The organism is Pseudomonas sp. JE3303 (assembly GCF_056312565.1).
In genome coordinates, this window is record NZ_JBWGIF010000005.1 from 38,770 (window position 1) to 59,392 (window position 20,623).

Annotated in this window: 18 protein-coding genes and 2 tRNA genes; 1 reads left to right on the forward strand and 19 read right to left on the reverse strand. The window is 61.6% G+C overall.

Annotated features, from left to right (window positions below; translation table 11 throughout):
- Window positions 1–78: 78 nt before the first annotated feature.
- The 13 genes from truB to rlmE form a co-directional block, all read right to left on the reverse strand.
- Window positions 79–996, reverse strand: coding sequence for a tRNA pseudouridine(55) synthase TruB (truB, locus tag AC0ZZU_RS08525; protein ID WP_476340071.1), 918 nt, complete (start codon window positions 994–996; stop codon window positions 79–81).
- A gap of 3 nt (window positions 997–999) precedes the next feature.
- Window positions 1,000–1,398, reverse strand: coding sequence for a 30S ribosome-binding factor RbfA (rbfA, locus tag AC0ZZU_RS08530; protein WP_476340072.1), 399 nt, complete (start codon window positions 1,396–1,398; stop codon window positions 1,000–1,002).
- Between the two features lie 121 nt (window positions 1,399–1,519).
- A complete protein-coding gene (gene infB, locus AC0ZZU_RS08535; RefSeq protein ID WP_476340074.1) occupies window positions 1,520–4,045 on the reverse strand; it encodes a translation initiation factor IF-2 in 2,526 nt (841 codons plus the stop codon).
- A 27-nt stretch (window positions 4,046–4,072) separates the two neighbouring features.
- Entirely contained in the window at window positions 4,073–5,554 is a 1,482-nt protein-coding gene (gene nusA, locus AC0ZZU_RS08540) for a transcription termination factor NusA (RefSeq protein WP_158461687.1), read from the reverse strand.
- Between the two features lie 59 nt (window positions 5,555–5,613).
- Window positions 5,614–6,072: a ribosome maturation factor RimP gene (gene rimP / locus AC0ZZU_RS08545; RefSeq protein WP_158461718.1), complete on the reverse strand. Its 459-nt coding sequence runs from the start codon at window positions 6,070–6,072 to the stop codon at window positions 5,614–5,616.
- Window positions 6,073–6,201: 129 nt separating this feature from the next.
- Window positions 6,202–6,278: transfer RNA gene (locus AC0ZZU_RS08550), tRNA-Met, on the reverse strand.
- Window positions 6,279–6,376: 98 nt separating this feature from the next.
- Window positions 6,377–6,462, reverse strand: a tRNA-Leu gene (locus tag AC0ZZU_RS08555).
- A 20-nt stretch (window positions 6,463–6,482) separates the two neighbouring features.
- A complete protein-coding gene (gene secG, locus AC0ZZU_RS08560) occupies window positions 6,483–6,875 on the reverse strand; it encodes a preprotein translocase subunit SecG (RefSeq protein WP_476340076.1) in 393 nt (130 codons plus the stop codon).
- A gap of 3 nt (window positions 6,876–6,878) precedes the next feature.
- Entirely contained in the window at window positions 6,879–7,634 is a 756-nt protein-coding gene (gene tpiA, locus AC0ZZU_RS08565; RefSeq protein WP_476340077.1) for a triose-phosphate isomerase, read from the reverse strand.
- 65 nt (window positions 7,635–7,699) lie between these two features.
- Window positions 7,700–9,040 carry a phosphoglucosamine mutase gene (gene glmM / locus AC0ZZU_RS08570; RefSeq protein WP_476340078.1) on the reverse strand — a complete coding sequence of 447 codons (1,341 nt, stop codon included), beginning with the start codon at window positions 9,038–9,040 and terminating at the stop codon, window positions 7,700–7,702.
- 17 nt (window positions 9,041–9,057) lie between these two features.
- Window positions 9,058–9,909 carry a dihydropteroate synthase gene (gene folP / locus AC0ZZU_RS08575; RefSeq protein ID WP_476340079.1) on the reverse strand — a complete coding sequence of 284 codons (852 nt, stop codon included), beginning with the start codon at window positions 9,907–9,909 and terminating at the stop codon, window positions 9,058–9,060.
- 8 nt (window positions 9,910–9,917) lie between these two features.
- Window positions 9,918–11,825, reverse strand: coding sequence for an ATP-dependent zinc metalloprotease FtsH (gene ftsH, locus AC0ZZU_RS08580; RefSeq protein ID WP_476340080.1), 1,908 nt, complete (start codon window positions 11,823–11,825; stop codon window positions 9,918–9,920).
- Between the two features lie 211 nt (window positions 11,826–12,036).
- A complete protein-coding gene (gene rlmE / locus AC0ZZU_RS08585; protein ID WP_158461693.1) occupies window positions 12,037–12,660 on the reverse strand; it encodes a 23S rRNA (uridine(2552)-2'-O)-methyltransferase RlmE in 624 nt (207 codons plus the stop codon).
- A 103-nt stretch (window positions 12,661–12,763) separates the two neighbouring features.
- On the opposite strand from rlmE, the gene yhbY reads away from it, so the two are divergent.
- Window positions 12,764–13,072 carry a ribosome assembly RNA-binding protein YhbY gene (yhbY, locus tag AC0ZZU_RS08590; protein WP_158461694.1) on the forward strand — a complete coding sequence of 103 codons (309 nt, stop codon included), beginning with the start codon at window positions 12,764–12,766 and terminating at the stop codon, window positions 13,070–13,072.
- Window positions 13,073–13,083: 11 nt separating this feature from the next.
- Here yhbY and AC0ZZU_RS08595 read toward each other — a convergent pair whose 3' ends face one another.
- The 6 genes from AC0ZZU_RS08595 to dnaJ form a co-directional block, all read right to left on the reverse strand.
- Window positions 13,084–13,530 carry an MFS transporter gene (locus AC0ZZU_RS08595; RefSeq protein WP_476340081.1) on the reverse strand — a complete coding sequence of 149 codons (447 nt, stop codon included), beginning with the start codon at window positions 13,528–13,530 and terminating at the stop codon, window positions 13,084–13,086.
- Complete coding sequence (gene greA / locus AC0ZZU_RS08600) at window positions 13,508–13,984, reverse strand: transcription elongation factor GreA (RefSeq protein WP_476340083.1); 477 nt, start codon at window positions 13,982–13,984, stop codon at window positions 13,508–13,510. Before greA ends, AC0ZZU_RS08595 begins: the two co-directional genes overlap by 23 nt.
- Window positions 13,981–17,202 (reverse strand): carbamoyl-phosphate synthase large subunit, encoded by a 3,222-nt coding sequence (carB, locus tag AC0ZZU_RS08605; protein WP_476340084.1) that lies wholly within the window; start codon window positions 17,200–17,202, stop codon window positions 13,981–13,983. The genes greA and carB overlap by 4 nt, the downstream gene beginning before the upstream one ends.
- A 107-nt stretch (window positions 17,203–17,309) precedes the next feature.
- Entirely contained in the window at window positions 17,310–18,446 is a 1,137-nt protein-coding gene (gene carA / locus AC0ZZU_RS08610) for a glutamine-hydrolyzing carbamoyl-phosphate synthase small subunit (RefSeq protein ID WP_476340086.1), read from the reverse strand.
- 203 nt (window positions 18,447–18,649) lie between these two features.
- Window positions 18,650–19,453 carry a 4-hydroxy-tetrahydrodipicolinate reductase gene (dapB, locus tag AC0ZZU_RS08615; RefSeq protein ID WP_476340088.1) on the reverse strand — a complete coding sequence of 268 codons (804 nt, stop codon included), beginning with the start codon at window positions 19,451–19,453 and terminating at the stop codon, window positions 18,650–18,652.
- A gap of 12 nt (window positions 19,454–19,465) precedes the next feature.
- On the reverse strand, window positions 19,466–20,590 hold the full coding sequence (gene dnaJ, locus AC0ZZU_RS08620; protein WP_476340090.1) for a molecular chaperone DnaJ: 1,125 nt from the start codon (window positions 20,588–20,590) through the stop codon (window positions 19,466–19,468).
- Window positions 20,591–20,623 lie beyond the last annotated feature (33 nt).

A 20,623-nucleotide genomic window follows, 5' to 3' on the forward strand; every position in this document is an offset into this window, starting at 1 on the left:
AAAGAGGTCTGACCGTGCCTACTGACAGCCATCCTCGGATCCGCAAGCGTTGGTCTGAACCTCGGCTCACGGCTTCGATCATTCCGATCGAATCAAGCGACGCGGCGCAATGCGCCCGTCTTCGCTCACTTCACCGATACCGATGAAGCGGCCATTGTGATCCTGTACCCGGACCATGCCGAACTTCGGCGCGTCCGGAGCGCGAACCGGTTGCCCATGCAGCCAGTAGAACGCGCTGTGCTCGGAGAAGTGCAGCAGCGGCCAGTCCTGCAACCCGCTGTCGGAGGGCATCAGGAAGCGATCGATCGCTTCGTTGCCACCTTCGGCATGTGCCTGCTCCAACTCCTCGAGGGTCACGGTCTGGGCCAGCTCGAAGGGACCCGCGTGGGTCCGGCGCAGCTCGGCGACATACGCGCCACAGCCCAATGCCTCACCGATATCCTCGACCAGCGTGCGGATATAGGTGCCTTTGGTGCAACCAACCGAGAGGCGCGCACGGGTGCCTTCGCACTCGAGCAGCTCCAAGCGGTTAATAGTAACAGAACGCGCCTCGCGCTCCACTACCTCTCCTGCACGCGCCAACTTGTACAACGGCTGGCCATCGCGCTTGAGGGCGGAGTACATCGGCGGTATCTGACTGATTTCCCCACGAAAACGAGGCAACACCGCCTCGAGGTCGTCACGACCAGCGGTCGCCTCGCGAGTCAGCAGAACTTCGCCCTCGGCATCACCCGTGGTGGTCGTCTGACCCATTTGCATGACCGTCTCGTAGCCCTTGTCGGAATCGAGCAGGTACTGGGAGAACTTGGTTGCCTCGCCGAAGCATAACGGCAGGACACCGGTAGCCAGGGGATCGAGACTGCCGGTATGCCCCGCCTTCTCGGCGTTGAGCAACCAGCGGACCTTCTGCAGCGCCGCGTTGGACGTGAAGCCCAGCGGCTTGTCGAGCAGGATGATGCCACTGACGTTGCGGCGGATACGTTTGACCTGGGCCACCTGTTACTCCTTGGTGTCCGGCTCGTCGGCACCGCCGTGCAGACGGTCTTCCGCGACCGCACGCTCGATCAGCGCTGAAAGGTGTACGCCACGGCCGACGCTTTCGTCGAAGTGGAAGTGCAATTGCGGCACGCTGCGCAGCTGCATCGCGCGGCCCAGGTGCAGGCGCAGGAAGCTGGCGGCGCTGTTGAGCGCTTTCAGCGACTGCTTGACCGATTCTGCGTCATCCTGCCCCATGACAGTGATGTAGACCTTGGCGTGGCCCACGTCGCGACTGACGTCGACGGCGGTGATGGTCACCAGGCCCACGCGCGGGTCCTTGACTTCACGGCGGATCAGATCGGCCAGCTCGCGCTGCATCTGATCACCGATACGTTGGGTACGGCTGTATTCTTTTGCCATTTTTGCTACCTGTAACTAGAGCGGCAAACGCCCGGACAGGCGAAAAGCCTGACCGGGCGCTACCATCAGAGACCTTGCCAGGCGCCTTGCGGCGACACTGGCTGGCTCCCACGCTCGACGCTTAGAGCGTACGAGCCACCTGGACTTTCTCGAAGACCTCGATCTTGTCGCCGACCTTGACGTCGTTGTAGCTCTTGACGCCAATACCGCACTCCATGCCGGCACGAACTTCGGCGGCATCGTCCTTGAAGCGACGCAGCGATTCCAGTTCGCCTTCGAAGATCACAACGTCGTCGCGCAGTACACGGATCGGGCGGTTACGGTAGACCGTGCCTTCCACGACCATGCAGCCAGCAACGGCGCCGAACTTCGGCGAGCGGAACACGTCACGCACTTCGGCGATACCCAGGATGTTCTCGCGAACATCGCTGCCGAGCATGCCGGTCAGGGCTTTCTTGACGTCTTCGATGATGTCGTAGATCACGTTGTAGTAACGCAGATCCAGACCTTCCTGCTCGACGATCTTGCGCGCACCGGCATCGGCACGAACGTTGAAGCCGAACAGCACCGCGTTGGACGCCAGGGCCAGGTTGGCATCGCTCTCGGTGATACCACCGACACCGCCGCCGACCACACGGACCTGCACTTCGTCGTTGCCCAGGCCGCCGAGCGAGCCTTGCAGCGCCTCGAGCGAGCCACGCACATCGGTCTTGAGGACGATGTTGAGGGTCTTCTTCTCTTCCTGACCCATGGTCTCGAAGATGTTTTCCAGCTTGCCGGCGTGAGCACGGGCCAGCTTGACCTCGCGGAACTTGCCTTGACGGAACAGGGCGACTTCACGCGCCTTCTTCTCGTCGGCAACCACGCTCAGCTCGTCGCCAGCGTCCGGCGTGCCGTCCAGGCCGAGAATCTCGACCGGGATCGACGGACCGGCTTCCTTCACAGGCTTGCCGTTCTCGTCCAGCATGGCGCGGACGCGGCCATAGTTGGAACCGCACAGGACCATGTCGCCCTGACGCAGCGTACCGTCCTGAACCAGGATGGTGGCAACCGGGCCACGGCCCTTGTCCAGGCGCGATTCGACCACGACACCACGACCAGGCGCGGATGGAGTGGCCTTGAGTTCGAGGATCTCGGCCTGCAGCAGCACGGCTTCGAGCAGCTCGTCGACACCGGTACCCATCTTCGCCGAGACCTTGACGAATGGAGTGTCACCACCCCACTCCTCGGAGGTCACGCCTTCGACGGACAGCTCGTTGCGAATGCGGTCGAGGTCTGCACCCGGCTTGTCGATCTTGTTGACCGCGACAACCAGTGGGACGCCAGCAGCCTTGGCATGCTGAACGGCTTCACGGGTTTGCGGCATCACGCCGTCGTCCGCAGCCACGACCAGGATGACGATATCGGTCGCCTTGGCACCACGGGCACGCATCTGGGTGAAAGCAGCGTGGCCCGGGGTGTCGAGGAAGGTCACCATGCCACGGTCGGTTTCGACGTGGTAGGCACCGATGTGCTGGGTGATACCACCGGCTTCGCCGGCAGCTACCTTGGCGCGACGGATGTAGTCGAGCAGCGAGGTCTTGCCATGGTCAACGTGACCCATGACGGTAACCACCGGTGCACGGCCCGAAGTCTCGCCTTCGAACTTCAGCGATTCGGCCAGGGAATCTTCCAGGGCGTTGTCGCTGACCAGGCTCACCTTGTGGCCCAGCTCTTCAGCGATCAGCTGCGCGGTTTCCTGGTCGAGTACCTGGTTGATGGTCACCGGAGTGCCCATCTTGAACATGAACTTGACGACTTCAGCGCCCTTGACCGACATCTGCTGTGCCAGCTCGGAAACGGTGATGGTCTCGCCGATGGACACGTCACGAATGACGGGACCGGTCGGGCTCTGGAAGCCATGCGCATTGCGCTTCTTCGGCTTGCCCTTGCCACGGCCGCCGCGACGGAAGCCATCGCTTTCCTCGTCGGTGGTGCGAGGCGCGGCACGCGGAGTCGGCGCTTTCTCTTTTTCCTTGACCTTGACCGAGACGCGTGGCGCTTCGTTGCGGCGCTCACCACCGCGACGATCGTCGTCACGGGTGCGGTCGCCACGACGGGCGTCGTCTTTCTTGCGGTCGGCAACCGGCGCGGCAGGATCTACCGGAGCTGCTGCCACAGGAGCCGGTGCCGGCGCTGCTGCAGGAGCAGGGGCAGGCGCTGCAGGAGCAGCGGCTGCAGGAGCCGAAACGCCAGAGTCGCGACGAGCCTGGGCTTCGATACGCTCACGCGATTCGGTGTTGGCCTTTTCGCGAGCGGCATTTTCTGCCACGCGGCGCTCTTCCTGATCACGCTTCTGGTCAGCCTGGATTTCTTCCTGGCTGCGCTGAACGAATACTTTCTTCTTGCGTACTTCTACGCTGATGCTCTTGCTACCGGCGACACGCAGGGTGCTGGTGGTCTTGCGCTGCAAGGTGATCTTGCGCGGCTCTTCCACCTTCGCCTTGTGGCCACTTTTCAGATGGGCCAGCAAAGCCTGCTTTTCGTTGTCGGTCACTACCTGACCGGCGTCGGTGTGCGGCAGACCTGCCTCACGCATCTGCTGCAGCAGGCGCTCTACCGGTGCTTCGACCTCTTGGGCCAGTTCTTTCACCGTGACTTGCGTCATGCACTTCTCTCCTCAGGCCGCGCCTAATTACTCGAACCAGTGGGCTCGGGCGGCCATGATCAACTTGCCGGCACGCTCTTGGTCGATGCCGTCGATGTCGAGCAGGTCGTCAATCGACTGCTCGGCCAGGTCTTCGCGGGTAACCACGCCGCGCACCGCCAGTTCCGCCGCCAGGTCCTTGTCCATGCCCTCGAGAGAGAGCAAGTCTTCGGCCGGATGGGCGTCTGCCAGTTTTTCCTCGGTAGCGATGGCTTTGGTCAACAGGCGGTCCTTGGCACGAGCACGGAGCTCATTGACGATATCCTCGTCAAAGCCATCGATGTTGAGCATTTCTTCCAACGGTACGTAGGCAATCTCTTCCAGGCTGGTGAAACCTTCGTCGACCAGTACCTGTGCCAGCTCTTCGTCGACTTCCAGCTCGTCGATGAAGTTGCGCAGGATGTCACCGGTCTCGGCCTGTTGCTTGGCCTGGATATCTTTCTCGGTCATCACGTTCAGGGTCCAGCCGGTAAGCTGGCTGGCCAGGCGAACGTTCTGACCACCACGGCCGATCGCCTGGGCAAGGTTGTCCTCACCTACGGCGATGTCCATGGCATGGGCATCTTCGTCAACGATGATCGCCGCGACTTCGGCCGGCGACATGGCGTTGATGACAAATTGTGCCGGGTTCTCGTCCCACAGGACGATATCCACGCGCTCACCGCCCAGTTCGCCGGATACGGCCTGGACGCGCGAACCGCGCATGCCGATGCAGGCACCTTGCGGGTCGATACGCTTGTCCTTGGAGCGGACAGCGATCTTGGCACGCGAACCCGGATCACGGGACGCAGCCATGACTTCGATCAGGCCTTCGGCGATTTCTGGCACTTCGATGCGGAACAGCTCGATCAGCATCTGTGGCGCGGTACGCGACAGGATCAGCTGAGGACCACGGTTCTCGGTGCGGATTTCCTTGAGCAGCGCACGCAGGCGCACGCCGACGCGGAAAGTCTCGCGGGCAATGATGTCTTCACGTGCCAGCAGCGCCTCGGCGTTGTTGCCCAGGTCGACGATGACGTTGTCGCGGGTAACCTTCTTGACGGTACCGGAGATGATCTCGCCAACGCGCTCGCGGTAGGCGTCGACCACCTGGGCGCGCTCGGCTTCACGGACCTTCTGGACGATGACCTGCTTGGCGGTCTGCGCGGCGATGCGACCGAACTCGATGGACTCGATCTTCTCTTCGATCACGTCACCGACCTTGGCCTCTGGATAGGTTTCCAGGATCTTGCTTGGCCAGGTTTCGATCGCAGGATCGTCGAGATCGTCTTCCGCGACTACGGTCCAGCGACGGAAAGTCTCGTAGTTACCGGTGTGGCGGTTGATTTCCACACGCAGGTCGACTTCGTCTTCAAAACGTTTTTTGGTTGCAGTGGCCAGGGCCACTTCCAGCGCTTCGAAAATGACGCCGGGTGGTACACCCTTTTCGTTGGATACCGATTCAACAACCAGCAGTACTTCTTTGCTCATCGTACGCCTCGCCTTGCGCAAGCCAGTGGCCCCGGAACATCCACCGGGCCAGGCACGTCTCAGTCAAAACTGGGAATAATATTGGCCTTGTCGATCGAGTCGATCGGCAGCAGGAACTCGTGATCGTCCACCTGGACGATGACATCCTGCTCCTCCACGCCGCGGAGAAGGCCCTGGAAGTTGCGACGACCCTCGAAGGGCGTGCGCAGCTTTATCTTCACTTGTTGGCCGGCATGCGAGGCAAACTGTTCGAGCGTGAACAGCGGGCGATCCATGCCAGGAGAGGACACTTCAAGGGTGTATTCGGAGCTGATCGGGTCTTCAACATCAAGGATGCCGCTTACCTGACGACTGACCGCTTCGCAGTCTTCCACCAGGATGCCGTCTTCCTTGTCGATATAGATACGCAGGACCGAATGCTTGCCCTGAGAGATGAATTCGATCCCCCAGCATTGATAGCCAAGACCCTCGACCACCGGGGCCAACAAGGCCTGCAACTGTTCTAGCTTGCTCGACACCTGAACCCCCTCGTGCATGCTGTGCAAATAAAAAATGGGCGAAGCGCCCATCCCTGAAACGCCGTTGAATACCGGCGCTGAGAACTGATCAGCTAGCAAAAAGCCCCTGAAAAGGGGCTCCGCCAAAACTGGTTGCGGGGGCTGGATTTGAACCAACGACCTTCGGGTTATGAGCCCGACGAGCTACCAGACTGCTCCACCCCGCGTCATAGCTGGGGCGAAAGTATAAGACCGAACCCCTGAAAGGGTCAATCCGACCTCCACCTACACGAAAGCCCGCTAAAGCGGGCTCTCATGCTTTAATTGGTACCGAGAAGGGGACTCGAACCCCTACACCCTATGGGCACAACCACCTCAAGGTTGCGTGTCTACCAATTCCACCACCTCGGCAATACTACATTTGAAACCCTTTACTTCTGCTCTTGCGCCGGAGGAGGTACATCACCTGTAGTGGTGGTTTCACTCTTCTGTTGCTGAAGAACCGGTACATCATCATTTACTGCCGGCTTTTGCTCTTGTACTTCAAGCACCGCTGGATCTGGCAAACCTGCTTGAGTCAGCTGATTGGCCTGCTCCTTGGCGAAGTATCCTAACCCAAGTGCGGTCAAGAAGAAAGAGGCAGCTAGTATAGCAGTAAACTTACTCAGGAAGGTAGCAGAACCTTGGCTTCCGAACACAGTATTTGAAGCACCTGCGCCGAAAGATGCACCTGCTTCCGCACCCTTACCCTGTTGCAGCAAGACCAGCACGATAACACCGAGCGCGCCCAACAGATGAAGAACAACTACGACTGTTTCCAGCATGGTTCAGTTTCCTGCGGCGCGACAAATTGCACCGAATTCGTCTGCGTTCAAGGAAGCTCCACCAATGAGCCCCCCATCGATATCCGGCATGCCGAACAGCTCGACCGCATTGGCCGCCTTCACGCTGCCGCCGTATAGAAGCTGCACCTTACGGGCAACTTCAGGATTCTTTGCCGCCAGCTGGGCCCGGATGGCTGCGTGCACATCCTGAGCCTGCTGGGGCGTGGCCGTGAGGCCGGTGCCGATGGCCCATACAGGCTCATAGGCAATTACTGCATTGGCAAAAACATCAACACCGAAAGCTTCGATGATGCTGCTCAGTTGACGCCCTACAACTTCGAGCGTCTTGCCAGCCTCGCGCTCTTCAAGAGTTTCCCCTATGCAAAGCACCGGCTTCAAACCACTTGCCTGGGCGGCTGCAAACTTGCGATTGAGTACTTCGTCTGTTTCGCCAACGATCTGGCGACGTTCGGAGTGCCCTATCAACACCAACTTGCAACCCACTTCGGCCAGCTGGCTCGGCGCAATCTCGCCGGTCAGCGCGCCCTGTTCGGGCATTACAGCAGAATTCTGGCCACCTACGGAAATTTCCTTGCCTTGCAATCCATCAATTACCTGATTGATGAACAAGGCCGGTGGAAATACCGCAACTTCTACACCGCTTGGGAGAGCAAGATTACTCAAGCCCTGGATCAGCTCAGCGACGCTGGCGCGGGTACCGTGCATCTTCCAGTTACCAGCTACCATGGTGCGACGCATGCTTTACCTCGTCGGTCAAAGTGGGCGCAGATCTTACCCAACCCGTGCAGCGCTGGCAAGCGTATTCAAACGCAAACTTCACCAACAAGTTTTGCCAGAGCCTCGGCATGGCCGCGAACCTGGTTTTCGTCGTCGCCTTCGACCATCACGCGAACCAGTGGCTCGGTGCCGGACTTGCGCAGCAACACACGGCCACGACCGGCCATCGCCTCGGTAACCTTGGCGCTGGCTTCCTGCACCGATGGATGCTCCAGCGGGTCGACCGTGCTTGCGCCGTAGCGCACGTTGATCAGCACCTGCGGGCACTTGCGCAACGCCTGGCGAGCCTGCGCCAGCGTCTCTCCACGGCGCTTGAGGGCCATCAGTACCTGCAGCGCGGCGATGATCGCATCGCCTGTGGTGGTGTGGTTGCAGCACACCACATGGCCGGAGTTCTCGCCACCGAGCTGCCAGTTGCGCTCGAGGAGCTCAGCCATGACATACCGGTCGCCGACCTTGGCCCGCACGAACGGGATGTCCAGGTCCTTGAGCGCCAGCTCCAGGCCAAGGTTGCTCATCAGCGTGCCAACGACGCCGCCCTGCAGCTTGTTGCGATCGTGCAGGTCGCGGGCGATGACGTAGAGCAGCTCGTCGCCATCGACGATGGCGCCGGTGTGATCGACCATCAGCACGCGGTCACCATCGCCGTCAAAGGCGATGCCGAGGTCCGCATGGCCGACCAGTACAGCGGCCTGCAGCGACTCGATATGGGTCGATCCGCAGCCTTCGTTGATGTTCAGGCCGTCGGGCTGGGCGTGCAGCACAGTGACCTGCGCGCCGAGCTCGCGGAAGACGCTGGGGGCCACCTTGTAGGTCGCACCGTGGGCGCAGTCGATGACCAGCTTGAGACCGGCAAAATCGGTGCTGGTGGGCACGCTGCTCTTGCAGAACTCGATGTAGCGGCCTGCGGCGTCGTTGATACGCGACACCTTGCCCAGCTTGCCCGACTCGACGACGGTCATTGGCTGGTCGAGCAGCTCTTCGATCATCATTTCGATATCGTCAGGCAGCTTGGTGCCCTGCCCCGAGAAGAACTTGATGCCATTGTCATCGTGCGGATTGTGCGAGGCACTGATGACAATGCCGGCTTCGGCGTGGAAGGTGCGGGTCAGGTAGGCGATGGCCGGTGTCGGCATCGGCCCCAGGAGCATTACATCAGCGCCAGCGGCGGACAGGCCGGCCTCGAGCGCGGATTCGAACATGTACCCCGAGATACGCGTGTCCTTGCCTACAAGAACGCGGCAGGCGCCGTGCTTGCGGAAGGCCATGCCTGCCGCCCAGCCGAGCTTAAGCATGAAATCAGGCGTGATGGGAAACTCGCCCACGCGCCCACGAATACCATCGGTACCAAAATATTTTCTGCTCATAGGGGCTCCAATCTTTTTTATTCGGCGTCTTGCACCGCAGCGATCATGCGCACTACATCCACGGTCTCGGCCACGTCGTGGACGCGAAGGATACTCGCACCCTTGGTCATGGCCAGCGCCGCCAGCGCCAGGCTGCCGTAAAGCCGCTCTTCGACCGGACGATCCAGCGTCAGGCCGATCATGCTCTTGCGTGAAACCCCCACGAGAAGTGGGCGCCCCAGGCGATAGAGTGCTTCCATGTGCTTGAACAGGCTCAGGTTGTGCGCCAGGGTCTTGGCGAAACCGAAGCCTGGATCAAGGATGATCCGTTGTGCGTCGATACCCACTGCCGCGCAGGCAGCCATACGACCTTCAAGATAGCGCGTCACGTCGGCGGTCACATCCTCGTAATGAGGATCGTCCTGCATATTGCCAGGCTCGCCGCGCATGTGCATGAGACACACCGGCAAGCCGGTAGCCGCCGCGGCATCCAGGGCGCCATCGCGCTCCAGGCCACGCACGTCGTTGATCAGCCCCGCACCCAGGCGGGCGACTTCGCGCATGACGGCAGGGGTCGAGGTATCGACGGAGATGACCACATCCAGGCTTGCGTTGATGGCCTCGACAATCAGCGCGACGCGCTCGAGCTCCTCGACCGGCGACACGACACGCGCACCAGGGCGCGTGGATTCGCCACCGACATCGATCAGCGTCGCTCCTGCCGCGGCCATGGCCTCGGCATGACGCAAGGCCGCATCACGCTGGTTGAAGCGGCCGCCGTCGGAGAATGAGTCTGGAGTGATATTGAGAATACCCATGACATGGGTACGCGACAAATCAAGAACCCGGTTGCCGCAAGGCAACCGGGTCGGGTACTGCTTTGAGCTCATAGGTGCCCTTAGAGTTGAGCCGCTGGACCGCCGATCGGCGTTTCCGGACGATCGCCTTGCGCAGCCGGCGGCGTGCCGGAAGCGGAATTGTCATCCCAGTCACGCGGCTCGCGAGGAGTACGGCCCGACATGATGTCGTCGATCTGGTCGGCATCAATGGTTTCGTACTTCATCAACGCATCGGCCATGGCGTCCAGCTTGTCGCGGTTGTCGGTGAGGATCTGCTTGGCCGTGGCGTAGCAGCCGTCGATGATGCTGCGCACTTCGACGTCGATCATCTTCGCGGTTTCACCGGACAGGCTTGCATGCTGGCTGCCAGCACTGCGGCCCAGGAACACTTCGCCTTCTTCCTCGGCGTACATCAACGGACCCAGCTTCTCGGACAGGCCCCACTTGGTGACCATGTTCCGAGCGATCTGGCTGGCGCGCATGATGTCGTTGGACGCGCCGGTGGTGACACCGTCGAAGCCGAGCGTCATCTCTTCAGCGATACGGCCGCCGTAGAGCGAGCAGATCTGGCTGATCAGCGCACGCTTGGACAGGCTGTAGCGGTCTTCCTCGGGGAGGAACATCGTCACGCCAAGGGCGCGGCCACGAGGGATGATCGACACTTTGTAGACCGGGTCGTGCTCTGGCACGATGCGGCCGACGATAGCGTGACCGGCTTCGTGGAAGGCCGTGTTGCGCTTCTCTTTCTCGGACATGACCATGGTCTTGCGCTCGGCGCCCATCATGATCTTGTCCTTGGCCAGCTCGAACTCCTTCATCTCGACCAGGCGCTTGCCACCACGAGCGGCGAACAGCGATGCCTCGTTGACCAGGTTGGCCAGGTCGGCACCGGAGAAGCCAGGGGTACCACGGGCAATGACACCAGGGTTGACGTTTTCGCCAATCGGCACCTTGCGCATGTGAACCTTGAGGATCTGCTCGCGGCCACGGATGTCCGGCAGGCCAACCACCACCTGGCGGTCGAAGCGGCCCGGACGCAGCAGCGCAGGGTCGAGCACGTCAGGCCGGTTGGTGGCCGCGATGACGATGATGCCATCGTTCATCTCGAAGCCGTCCATCTCGACCAGCAGCTGGTTCAGCGTCTGCTCGCGTTCGTCGTGACCGCCACCCATGCCGGCGCCACGATGGCGACCCACGGCATCGATCTCGTCGATGAAGATGATGCAAGGCGCGTGCTTCTTGGCCTGCTCGAACATGTCGCGGACACGGCTGGCGCCGACGCCGACGAACATCTCGACGAAGTCGGAACCGGAGATGGTGAAGAACGGCACCTTCGCTTCGCCCGCAATGGCCTTGGCCAGCAAAGTCTTGCCGGTACCCGGCGGGCCGACCATCAGCACGCCGCGAGGAATGCGGCCACCCAGGCGCTGGAACTTGCCCGGGTCACGCAGGAACTCGACCAGCTCGCCCACTTCTTCCTTGGCCTCGTCGCAACCTGCGACGTCAGCCAGCGTGGTCTTGACCTGGTCTTCGGAGAGCAGGCGCGCCTTGCTCTTGCCAAAGCTCATCGGGCCGCCCTTGCCGCCCGCGCCGCCCTGCATCTGGCGCATGAAGAACATGAACACCGCGATGATCACCAGGATCGGGAAGCTGGCGACCAGCAACTGGGTCCAGATGCTCTGCTGTTCAGGCTGCTTGCCCTCGACAACCACATTGTTGTTGACCAGGTCGCCGATCAGGCCGTTGTCGGCAATGGCCGGGCGAATGGTCTTGAACGAGTCGCCGTCGCTGCGCTTGCCGGTGATGACATAGCCGTCGACTGCCACGCGCTCGACCTTGCCGTCCTTCACCTGCTGGATGAAGTCGGAATAGTTGAGGGTCTGCGGCTCGTTCGGGCTGGAGAAGTTGTTCATCACCGTCACCAGGACGGCTGCGATGATCAACCACAGGATCAGATTCTTTGCCATGTCGTTCAATTAGCTACCCTCTGAGGTCGGCGCACGACGCAGCCGTGCCTCGCATGATATTCACCGGCCTAACTTACTACATTACCTACGCATACGCAGGTGCCGTCTGTAACCCTTTGTGAACCTAGACTACACGATGTTCAGCCAAGTCAGGCAGGACACCCGATTGGAATAAACTATCGGATGCCGCGAAAGCCGTCGAACCACCGCCTTACTCGCCGCGATATCCCCTCGCCATCAGGTACTGCTCGCGCGAACGGTCACGTGAGGAGTCAGGCTTGATCATCGTGACCTTCTCGAACTTCTTGCGAGTGTCCTTCAGGTAAACATCGAAGCCCTCGCCCTGGAAGATCTTGATCACGAAATCGCCACCCGGCTTGAGCACCCGAGTCGCAAGATCCAGCGCCAGTTCACAGAGGAACATGGCCTTGGGGATATCCACTTCAGGCGTACCACTCATATTGGGGGCCATATCGGAAATCACAAGGTCCACGTGCGTGTCGCCGACCGCCTCGAGGATCTGCGCCAGCACTTCGTCCTGGGTAAAGTCGCCCTGGATGAAGTTGACGTCCGGGATGCTGTCCATTTCCAGGATGTCGGATGCGATCAGGCGGCCCTGGCCACCGATCAGCCGGCTGGTCACCTGCGACCAGCCTCCAGGCGCCGCGCCCAGGTCGATCACGCTCATGCCCGGGCGAATGATCCGGTACTTGTCCTGGATCTCGAGCAGTTTGTAGCTCGCACGCGAGCGGTAACCATCCTTTTGCGCCTTCTTGACGTAAGGATCGTTGAAGTGTTCTTTCAGCCAACCAAGGCTTGTCTTGGAACGCGCCATTGGGCACCTCGATGATTAGGGTTCGCGATTGACTGGGCGGAGTCACGAGCCCTCGGGTAAAATAGCCGCCAATTTTACAGAATCAGACGAAAAGGGTCAGATTATGCCGCTCAATAACGAGCAGAAGAAGCAGTACAAGTCCATTGGTCATGACCTGAAGCCGGTCCTGATCGTTGCCGGCAACGGCCTGACCGAAGGTGTGGTCGCCGAGCTGGAACGCGCGCTGGTCGATCATGAACTGATCAAGGTCGAGATCCGCTCCGAAGACCGTGAAGAACGCGCCGCCGCAATTGCCGCACTGTGCAAGGCCGGCCGGGCCGAGCTGGTACAGACCATCGGCAAGAAAGCGCTGATCTACCGCAAGAACCCACAGCCCAACAAGCAATTGTCGAACATCCACCGCTACAAGTGATAGCGGACCGGTCAGCGGCGCAAGCGCGCCCTGACCGGGACCGGCTGGGCCACCAGCACGATTCCACTGAAGCCCAGCACCAGGAAGCAGAACATCTGCCAGCGCTCGCCCACGGAAATCCCGTAGCGCAGCGTGTAGTAGCTGATGCAGGCAGCAAAGCCGAGCAACAGCATCTGGCCGCGAAACTGCTGCCACCAGGCCGCGAGGCCATCTACCCTCGCCAGCACTGCCAGCTGGGTCATCAAGCCGAGCAAGGCCACGCCGATCAACCAGCGGTCGATCTGCGCAGCCACGTCCTGGACCAGCAACGGCGCCAGGCCGCTGACCTTCAGCGCAGGCACCAGCCCCACGTGAAACACCCACAGGCCTCCGACCCAGAAAACCTGGGCCAGTTGCCAGAGGATGCCCTCGAGGGCCGGCGCCCGAAGGCGCCTGTCAGAGATGCTTGACTTCGACAATCTCGTACTCGACCGTGCCGTTTGGCGTCTTGACCACCACGACATCACCTTCTTCCTTGCCGATGATGGCACGGGCGATCGGCGCACCGGCCGACAGCTTGCCACGCTTGATGTCGGCTTCGTCCTCGCCAACGATCTGGTAGGTCACGCGATCGTCGGTCTCGGTGTTGGCCAGCTCGACGGTCGTGCCGAAGATCACCTTGCCCGTGTGGGCAATGCTGGTCACGTCGATCACCACCGAGTTCTGCAGGCGGCCTTCGATATCACGGATACGTGCCTCGACCATGCCCTGCTCCTCGCGGGCGGCATGGTATTCGGCGTTTTCCTTGAGGTCACCCAGCTCGCGTGCTTCGCCAATGGCTTGGCTCAGGCGCGGGCGCTCGGTCTTGCTCAGGAAGGTCAGTTCTTCTTCCAGGGCGCGGGCGCCCTGGACGGTCATTGGGTACTTGATCATGCTTTGAGTCCTGCATGCAGATCCTGCAAGCGGCGCACGGTCTTCTCGGGACCGAACTTGAGCGCCTCGCAGATGGCTTCACCGGCCGCAATGGTAGTCGTGCAGTAGATCTTGTGCTGCAGCGCATTGCGACGAATCGAGTAGGAATCGGCGATCGACTGACGGCCTTCGGTGGTGTTGATGATCAGCGACACTTCGTCGTTCTTGATCATGTCGACCACGTGCGGGCGACCCTCGGTCACTTTGTTCACACGGCGCACTTTCAGGCCGGCCGCTTCGATGACCTTGGCGGTGCCGACGGTTGCTACCACTTCGAAGCCCAGGGCGATCAGGTCGCGGGCAACGCCAGCCACTTGTGGCTTGTCGTCGTCACGCACGCTGATGAACGCAGTGCCGCCGGTCGGCAGTACTTCGCTGGCGCCCATCTGGGCCTTGGCGAAGGCTTCACCGAAGCTGTCGCCAACACCCATGACTTCACCGGTGGATTTCATCTCAGGGCCGAGGATCGGGTCAACCCCTGGGAACTTGGCGAACGGGAAGACGGCTTCCTTGACGCTGTAGAAGTTCGGGATGATTTCCTTGGTGAAGCCCAGCTCCTTGAGGGTCTTGCCGGCCATGACACGGGCCGCGATCATCGCCAGCGAAGTGCCGATGCACTTCGAGACGAACGGCACGGTACGCGATGCACGCGGGTTGACTTCGATCACGTAGATCTTGTCGCCCTGCAGCGCCAGCTGCACGTTCATCAGGCCGACCACTTGCAGCTCCAGGGCCATCTTGCGGACCTGGTCACGGACTTCGTCCTGCACGTGGGCTGGCAGCGAGTACGGTGGCAGCGAGCAAGCCGAGTCACCGGAGTGCACGCCAGCCTGTTCGATGTGCTGCATGATTGCGCCGATGACCACATCGGTGCCGTCACAGACCGCGTCCACGTCCATCTCGATGGCGCAGTTGAGGAAGTGGTCGAGCAGCACCGGGCTGTCGTTCGACACTTGCACCGCTTCACGCAGGTAGCGCTTGAGCTCGTCCAGCTCGTAGACGATCTCCATGGCACGGCCGCCCAGTACATAGGACGGACGCACGACCAGCGGGTAGCCGATCTGGCCAGCGGCGCGGATCGCTTCTTCTTCGCTGCGCACGGTGGCGTTTGGCGGCTGCAGCAGGTTCAGGCGCTGGACCATCTGCTGGAAGCGCTCGCGGTCTTCGGCGCGGTCGATGGCGTCAGGGCTGGTACCGATGATCGGCACGCCGGCTTCTTCCAGGGCGCGGGCCAGTTTCAGCGGGGTCTGGCCGCCGTACTGGACGATCACGCCTTTCGGCTTCTCGACTCGCACCACTTCGAGCACGTCCTCGAGGGTCAGTGGCTCGAAGTACAGGCGGTCGGAGGTGTCGTAGTCGGTGGAGACGGTTTCCGGGTTGCAGTTGACCATGATGGTCTCGTACCCGTCGTCACGCAGCGCCAGGGCCGCGTGCACGCAGCAGTAGTCGAACTCGATGCCCTGGCCGATACGGTTCGGGCCACCGCCGAGGATCATGATCTTGTCGCGGGTCGACGGGTTGGCCTCGCACTCTTCCTCGTAGGTCGAGTACAGGTAGGCGGTGTCGGTGGCGAACTCGGCGGCGCAGGTGTCGACGCGCTTGTAGACCGGGAAGATCTCGAGCTTGTGACGGTGGCGGCGCAGGTTCTTGTCGGTGATGCCGAGCAGCTTGGCCAGGCGCTGGTCCGAGAAGCCCTTGCGCTTGAGGCGCAGCATCATGCCCTTGTCGATCGCGGTCAGGGCGAGGGTCTTGACCTTCTCCTCTTCCTTGATCAGGTCTTCCATCTGTACCAGGAACCAGCGGTCGATCATGGTCAGGGAGAAGATTTCTTCCACGCTCATGCCCGAACGCATGGCATCGGCGACATACCAGATGCGCTCGGCGCCCGGCACGGTCAGTTCGCGCTTGAGGATACCGGCGGCTTCAGGGCTCGCCAGGTCGACTTTCGGGTCCAGGCCGCAGACACCGACTTCGAGGCCGCGCAGGGCTTTCTGCAACGACTCCTGGAAAGTACGGCCGATGGCCATGACTTCACCCACGGATTTCATCTGGGTGGTCAGGCGGGCGTCGGCTTTCGGGAATTTCTCGAAGGCGAAGCGCGGCAGCTTGGTGACGACGTAGTCGATCGACGGCTCGAAGGAGGCTGGAGTGCGGCCGCCGGTGATGTCGTTCTGCAGTTCGTCGAGGGTGTAGCCGACAGCCAGCTTGGCGGCGATCTTGGCGATCGGGAAGCCGGTGGCTTTCGAGGCCAGTGCCGAGGAACGCGACACGCGCGGGTTCATCTCGATGACGACCATGCGGCCGGTGTCCGGGCAGATACCGAACTGCACGTTCGAACCGCCGGTTTCGACGCCGATTTCACGCAGCACCGCCAGGGAGGCGTTGCGCATGATCTGGTATTCCTTGTCGGTCAGCGTCTGGGCTGGCGCGACAGTGATGGAGTCGCCGGTGTGGACGCCCATCGGGTCGAAGTTCTCGATGGAGCAGACGATGATGCAGTTGTCCTTCTTGTCGCGGACCACCTCCATCTCGTATTCCTTCCAGCCGATCAGCGATTCGTCGATCAGCAGTTCCTTGGTCGGAGACAGGTCCAGGCCACGGGCGCAGATTTCTTCGAATTCTTCACGGTTGTAGGCGATACCACCACCAGTGCCGCCCATGGTGAAGGACGGACGGATGATGCACGGGAAGCCCAGGCGCTCGAGCACCGCGTTGGCTTCGTCCATCGAGTGGGCGATACCGGAACGCGGGCAGTCCAGGCCGATGGACTTCATGGCCTTGTCGAAACGCGAGCGGTCTTCGGCCTTGTCGATGGTGTCGGCGTTGGCGCCGATCATCTCGACGCCGAACTTCTCGAGCACGCCGTGGCGCTCGAGGTCCAGGGCGCAGTTCAGCGCGGTCTGGCCGCCCATGGTCGGCAGCAGGGCGTCTGGACGCTCTTTCTCGATGATCTTGGCCACCGATTGCCATTTGATCGGCTCGATGTAGGTGGCGTCGGCCATCGACGGGTCGGTCATGATGGTCGCTGGGTTGGAGTTCACCAGGATGACGCGGAAACCTTCCTCGCGCAGGGCCTTGCAGGCCTGGGCGCCGGAGTAGTCGAATTCACAGGCCTGGCCGATCACGATCGGGCCAGCGCCAAGAATCAGGATGCTTTTTATGTCTGTACGTTTTGGCATGGGTTGTCACTCAAATCCGCAGGTCAGTCGGCTAGCCGTCTTGAACATTCTTGGTCAGGCGCATCCGGACGCGGGCAGTGCCGGTCCGGGGCCTTGTCGCAGGATGCTCAGCGGCGCTTGGCCATGGCATCGATGAAACGATCGAACAGTGGCGCGACGTCAGTCGGGCCTGGGCTCGCTTCAGGGTGACCCTGGAAGCTGAACGCGCTCTTGTCGGTGAGCTCGATACCCTGCAGGGTGCCGTCGAACAGCGACTTGTGGATGGCGCGCACATTGCCCGGCAGGGTAGCTTCGTCGACGGCGAAGCCGTGGTTCTGGCTGGTGATCATGACCACGCCCGAATCCAGGTCCTGGACCGGGTGGTTGGCACCGTGGTGGCCGTGGCCCATCTTGACGGTCTTGGCGCCTGCGGCCAGAGCCAGCAGCTGGTGACCGAGGCAGATGCCGAATACCGGGATGTCGGTTTCCAGGATGTCCTTGATCGCCTTGATCGCGTAGTCGCAGGGCTCTGGATCGCCCGGTCCGTTTGACAGGAACACGCCGTCCGGATTCAGCGCCAGGACTTCGCTTGCCGGGGTCTGGGCAGGCACCACGGTCAGGCGGCAGCCGCGGGCAACCAGCATGCGCAGGATGTTTACCTTGACGCCGTAGTCGAAGGCGACCACGTGGTGCGGCAGGTCTGCGGCTTCGAGGGTCGGGTGGCTGTCGGACTGCAGGTTCCAGACGGTGGAGCGCCATTCGTAGGCTTTCTTGGTGCTGACTTCCTTGGCCAGGTCCATGCCCTTGAGGCCCGGGAAGCCGCGCGCCGCGGCGATGGCCGCCTCTTCGCTGATGTTGTCGCCAGCCATGATGCAGCCGTTCTGCGCGCCCTTCTCACGCAGGATGCGGGTCAGGCGGCGGGTATCGATGCCGGCGATCGCCACGACGTTGTTGGCCTTGAGGTACTCATCCAGCGGCATGGTGTTGCGCCAGTTGCTGGCGAGCAGCGGCAGGTCGCGGATCACCAGGCCAGCCGACCATACGCGGTCGGACTCGGCGTCTTCGGCGGTGGTGCCGGTGTTGCCGATGTGCGGGTAAGTCAGGGTAACGATTTGCTGGGCGTAGGAAGGGTCGGTCAGGATTTCCTGGTAGCCGGTCATTGCGGTGTTGAACACCACCTCACCAACGGTCTGACCGTCGGCTCCGATGGCTTCACCGCGAAAAATGCTGCCATCGGCAAGGGCGAGTATGGCTGGCTTAGTCAAGAAGACCTCCCGTAAATCAAGCCTGAAGGGGCGATCGCAGGTTGCAAAAAAGCGGAATGACGTATGAACGTCACCCCGCTTTCATGTGCTGAATAATCTGCGCGCTTTTAGTGGACACACTAAAGCTGTAGCTTATAGGAAACCGATTTTTTGGTCTACCATGGATGTGCCCTTAAAACACGGGATTGCGACAATTCAGCGATTCACCGCAGGTCCAGCACATCCTGCATGTCATACAGCCCTGGTGCACGACCATCGAGCCACAGGGCAGCCCGCACCGCGCCCTTGGCGAAGGTCATGCGGCTCGATGCCTTGTGGGTGATCTCGACTCGCTCACCGTCGGCGGCGAACAGCACGGTGTGATCGCCCACGATGTCACCGGCACGCACGGTAGCGAAACCGATGGTCTGGCGATCACGCGCGCCGGTCTGGCCTTCGCGGCCGTACACGGCCACTTCCTGCAGGTCACGCCCCAGCGCCTGGGCAACCACTTCACCCATGCGCAGCGCGGTACCCGAAGGCGCATCGACCTTGTGCCGGTGGTGGGCTTCGATGATCTCGATGTCCACTTCGTCAGCCAATACCCGCGCCGCCGTATCCAGCAGCTTGAGGCACAGGTTGACGCCAACGCTGAAGTTGGCGGCGAAGACGATCGGGATATCCTTGCCCGCCTCGGCCAGCAGGTGCTTCTCCTCGGTGGTGAAACCCGTGGTGCCGATGATCATGGCCTTGCCTGCCTTGCGGCAGAACGCCAGGTTCTTCAGGGTCACCGACGGATGAGTGAAGTCGATCAATACATCGAACTCATCGCTCACCTTGGCCAGGTCGCCCGACAGCGGAACGCCGATACGTCCCAGCGCTGCCAGCTCACCGGCATCGGCGCCCACCAGGGTGCTGTCCGGACGATCGATGGCAGCCGTGAGGCCTGCGCCTGGAGTCTGCTGCACGGCCTCGACCAGGGTCTTGCCCATTCGTCCTGCCGCGCCCATTACCGCGATACGTCGCATAAGCCGTTCCTTTTACAAATCGCCGAAGAAGCGCTTCACGCCTTCGAACCAGCCATTGGCCTTGGGCGAGTGGGAGCTGTCGCCTTCCAGCGAATCACGAAACTCTTCAAGCAGTTCGCGCTGACGACGGCTGAGGTTTACCGGGGTTTCCACCGCAACGCGGCACATCAGGTCACCGGCCGCACCACCGCGCACAGGCGCCACGCCCTTGCCGCGCAGGCGGAACTGCTTGCCGGTCTGGGTGCCTTCAGGGATCTTGAGCTTGACCCGGCCATCGAGGGTCGGCACTTCCAGCTCGCCACCCAGGGCAGCGTCGGTGTAGCTGATCGGCACTTCGCAGTACAGGTGCTTGCCGTCACGCTGGAAGATCGCGTGCTCACGCACACTGATGACCACGTACAGATCGCCAGTCGGGCCACCCTGGGCGCCCGCCTCGCCTTCGCCGGACAGGCGAATGCGGTCACCGGTGTCGACACCGGCCGGGACCTTGACCGAGAGGGTCTTGTACTCTTCGACACGGCCTTCGCCATGGCACGACGAGCACGGGTCGGTGATGATCTTGCCTTGGCCATGGCACCGCGGGCAGGTCTGCTGCACCGAGAAGAAGCCTTGCTGCATGCGCACCTGGCCGATACCGCCGCACGTCGGGCAGGTCGACGGAGTCGAGCCCTTCTTGGCGCCCGAGCCATCGCACGGCGAGCAGTTGACCAGTGTCGGCACACGGATATTGACCGTGGTGCCACGTACCGCTTCTTCCAGGTTCAGCTCCAGCGTGTAGCGCAGGTCGCTGCCACGCGCGGCACCGCCACGCGAGCCGCCCCGGGCGCCGCCGAAGAAATCGCTGAATACATCACCAAAGATGTCGGAGAAGTTCGCGCCGCCAAAGCCAGCACCGCCGCCACCCATGCTCGGGTCGACGCCCGCATGGCCATACTGGTCGTATGCCGCGCGCTTGCTGGCATCGGACAACACTTCGTAGGCCTCGTTGGCCTCCTTGAACATGTCTTCCGACTCTTTGTCGCCCGGATTGCGGTCCGGGTGGTATTTCATCGCCAGGCGGCGATAAGCCTTCTTGAGGTCACCTTCGCCGGCGCCACGCTCGACACCCAGGACCTCATAAAAATCACGCTTTGCCATAAGTCATTTGCACTCTTGAGGGCGTTCGGCAAA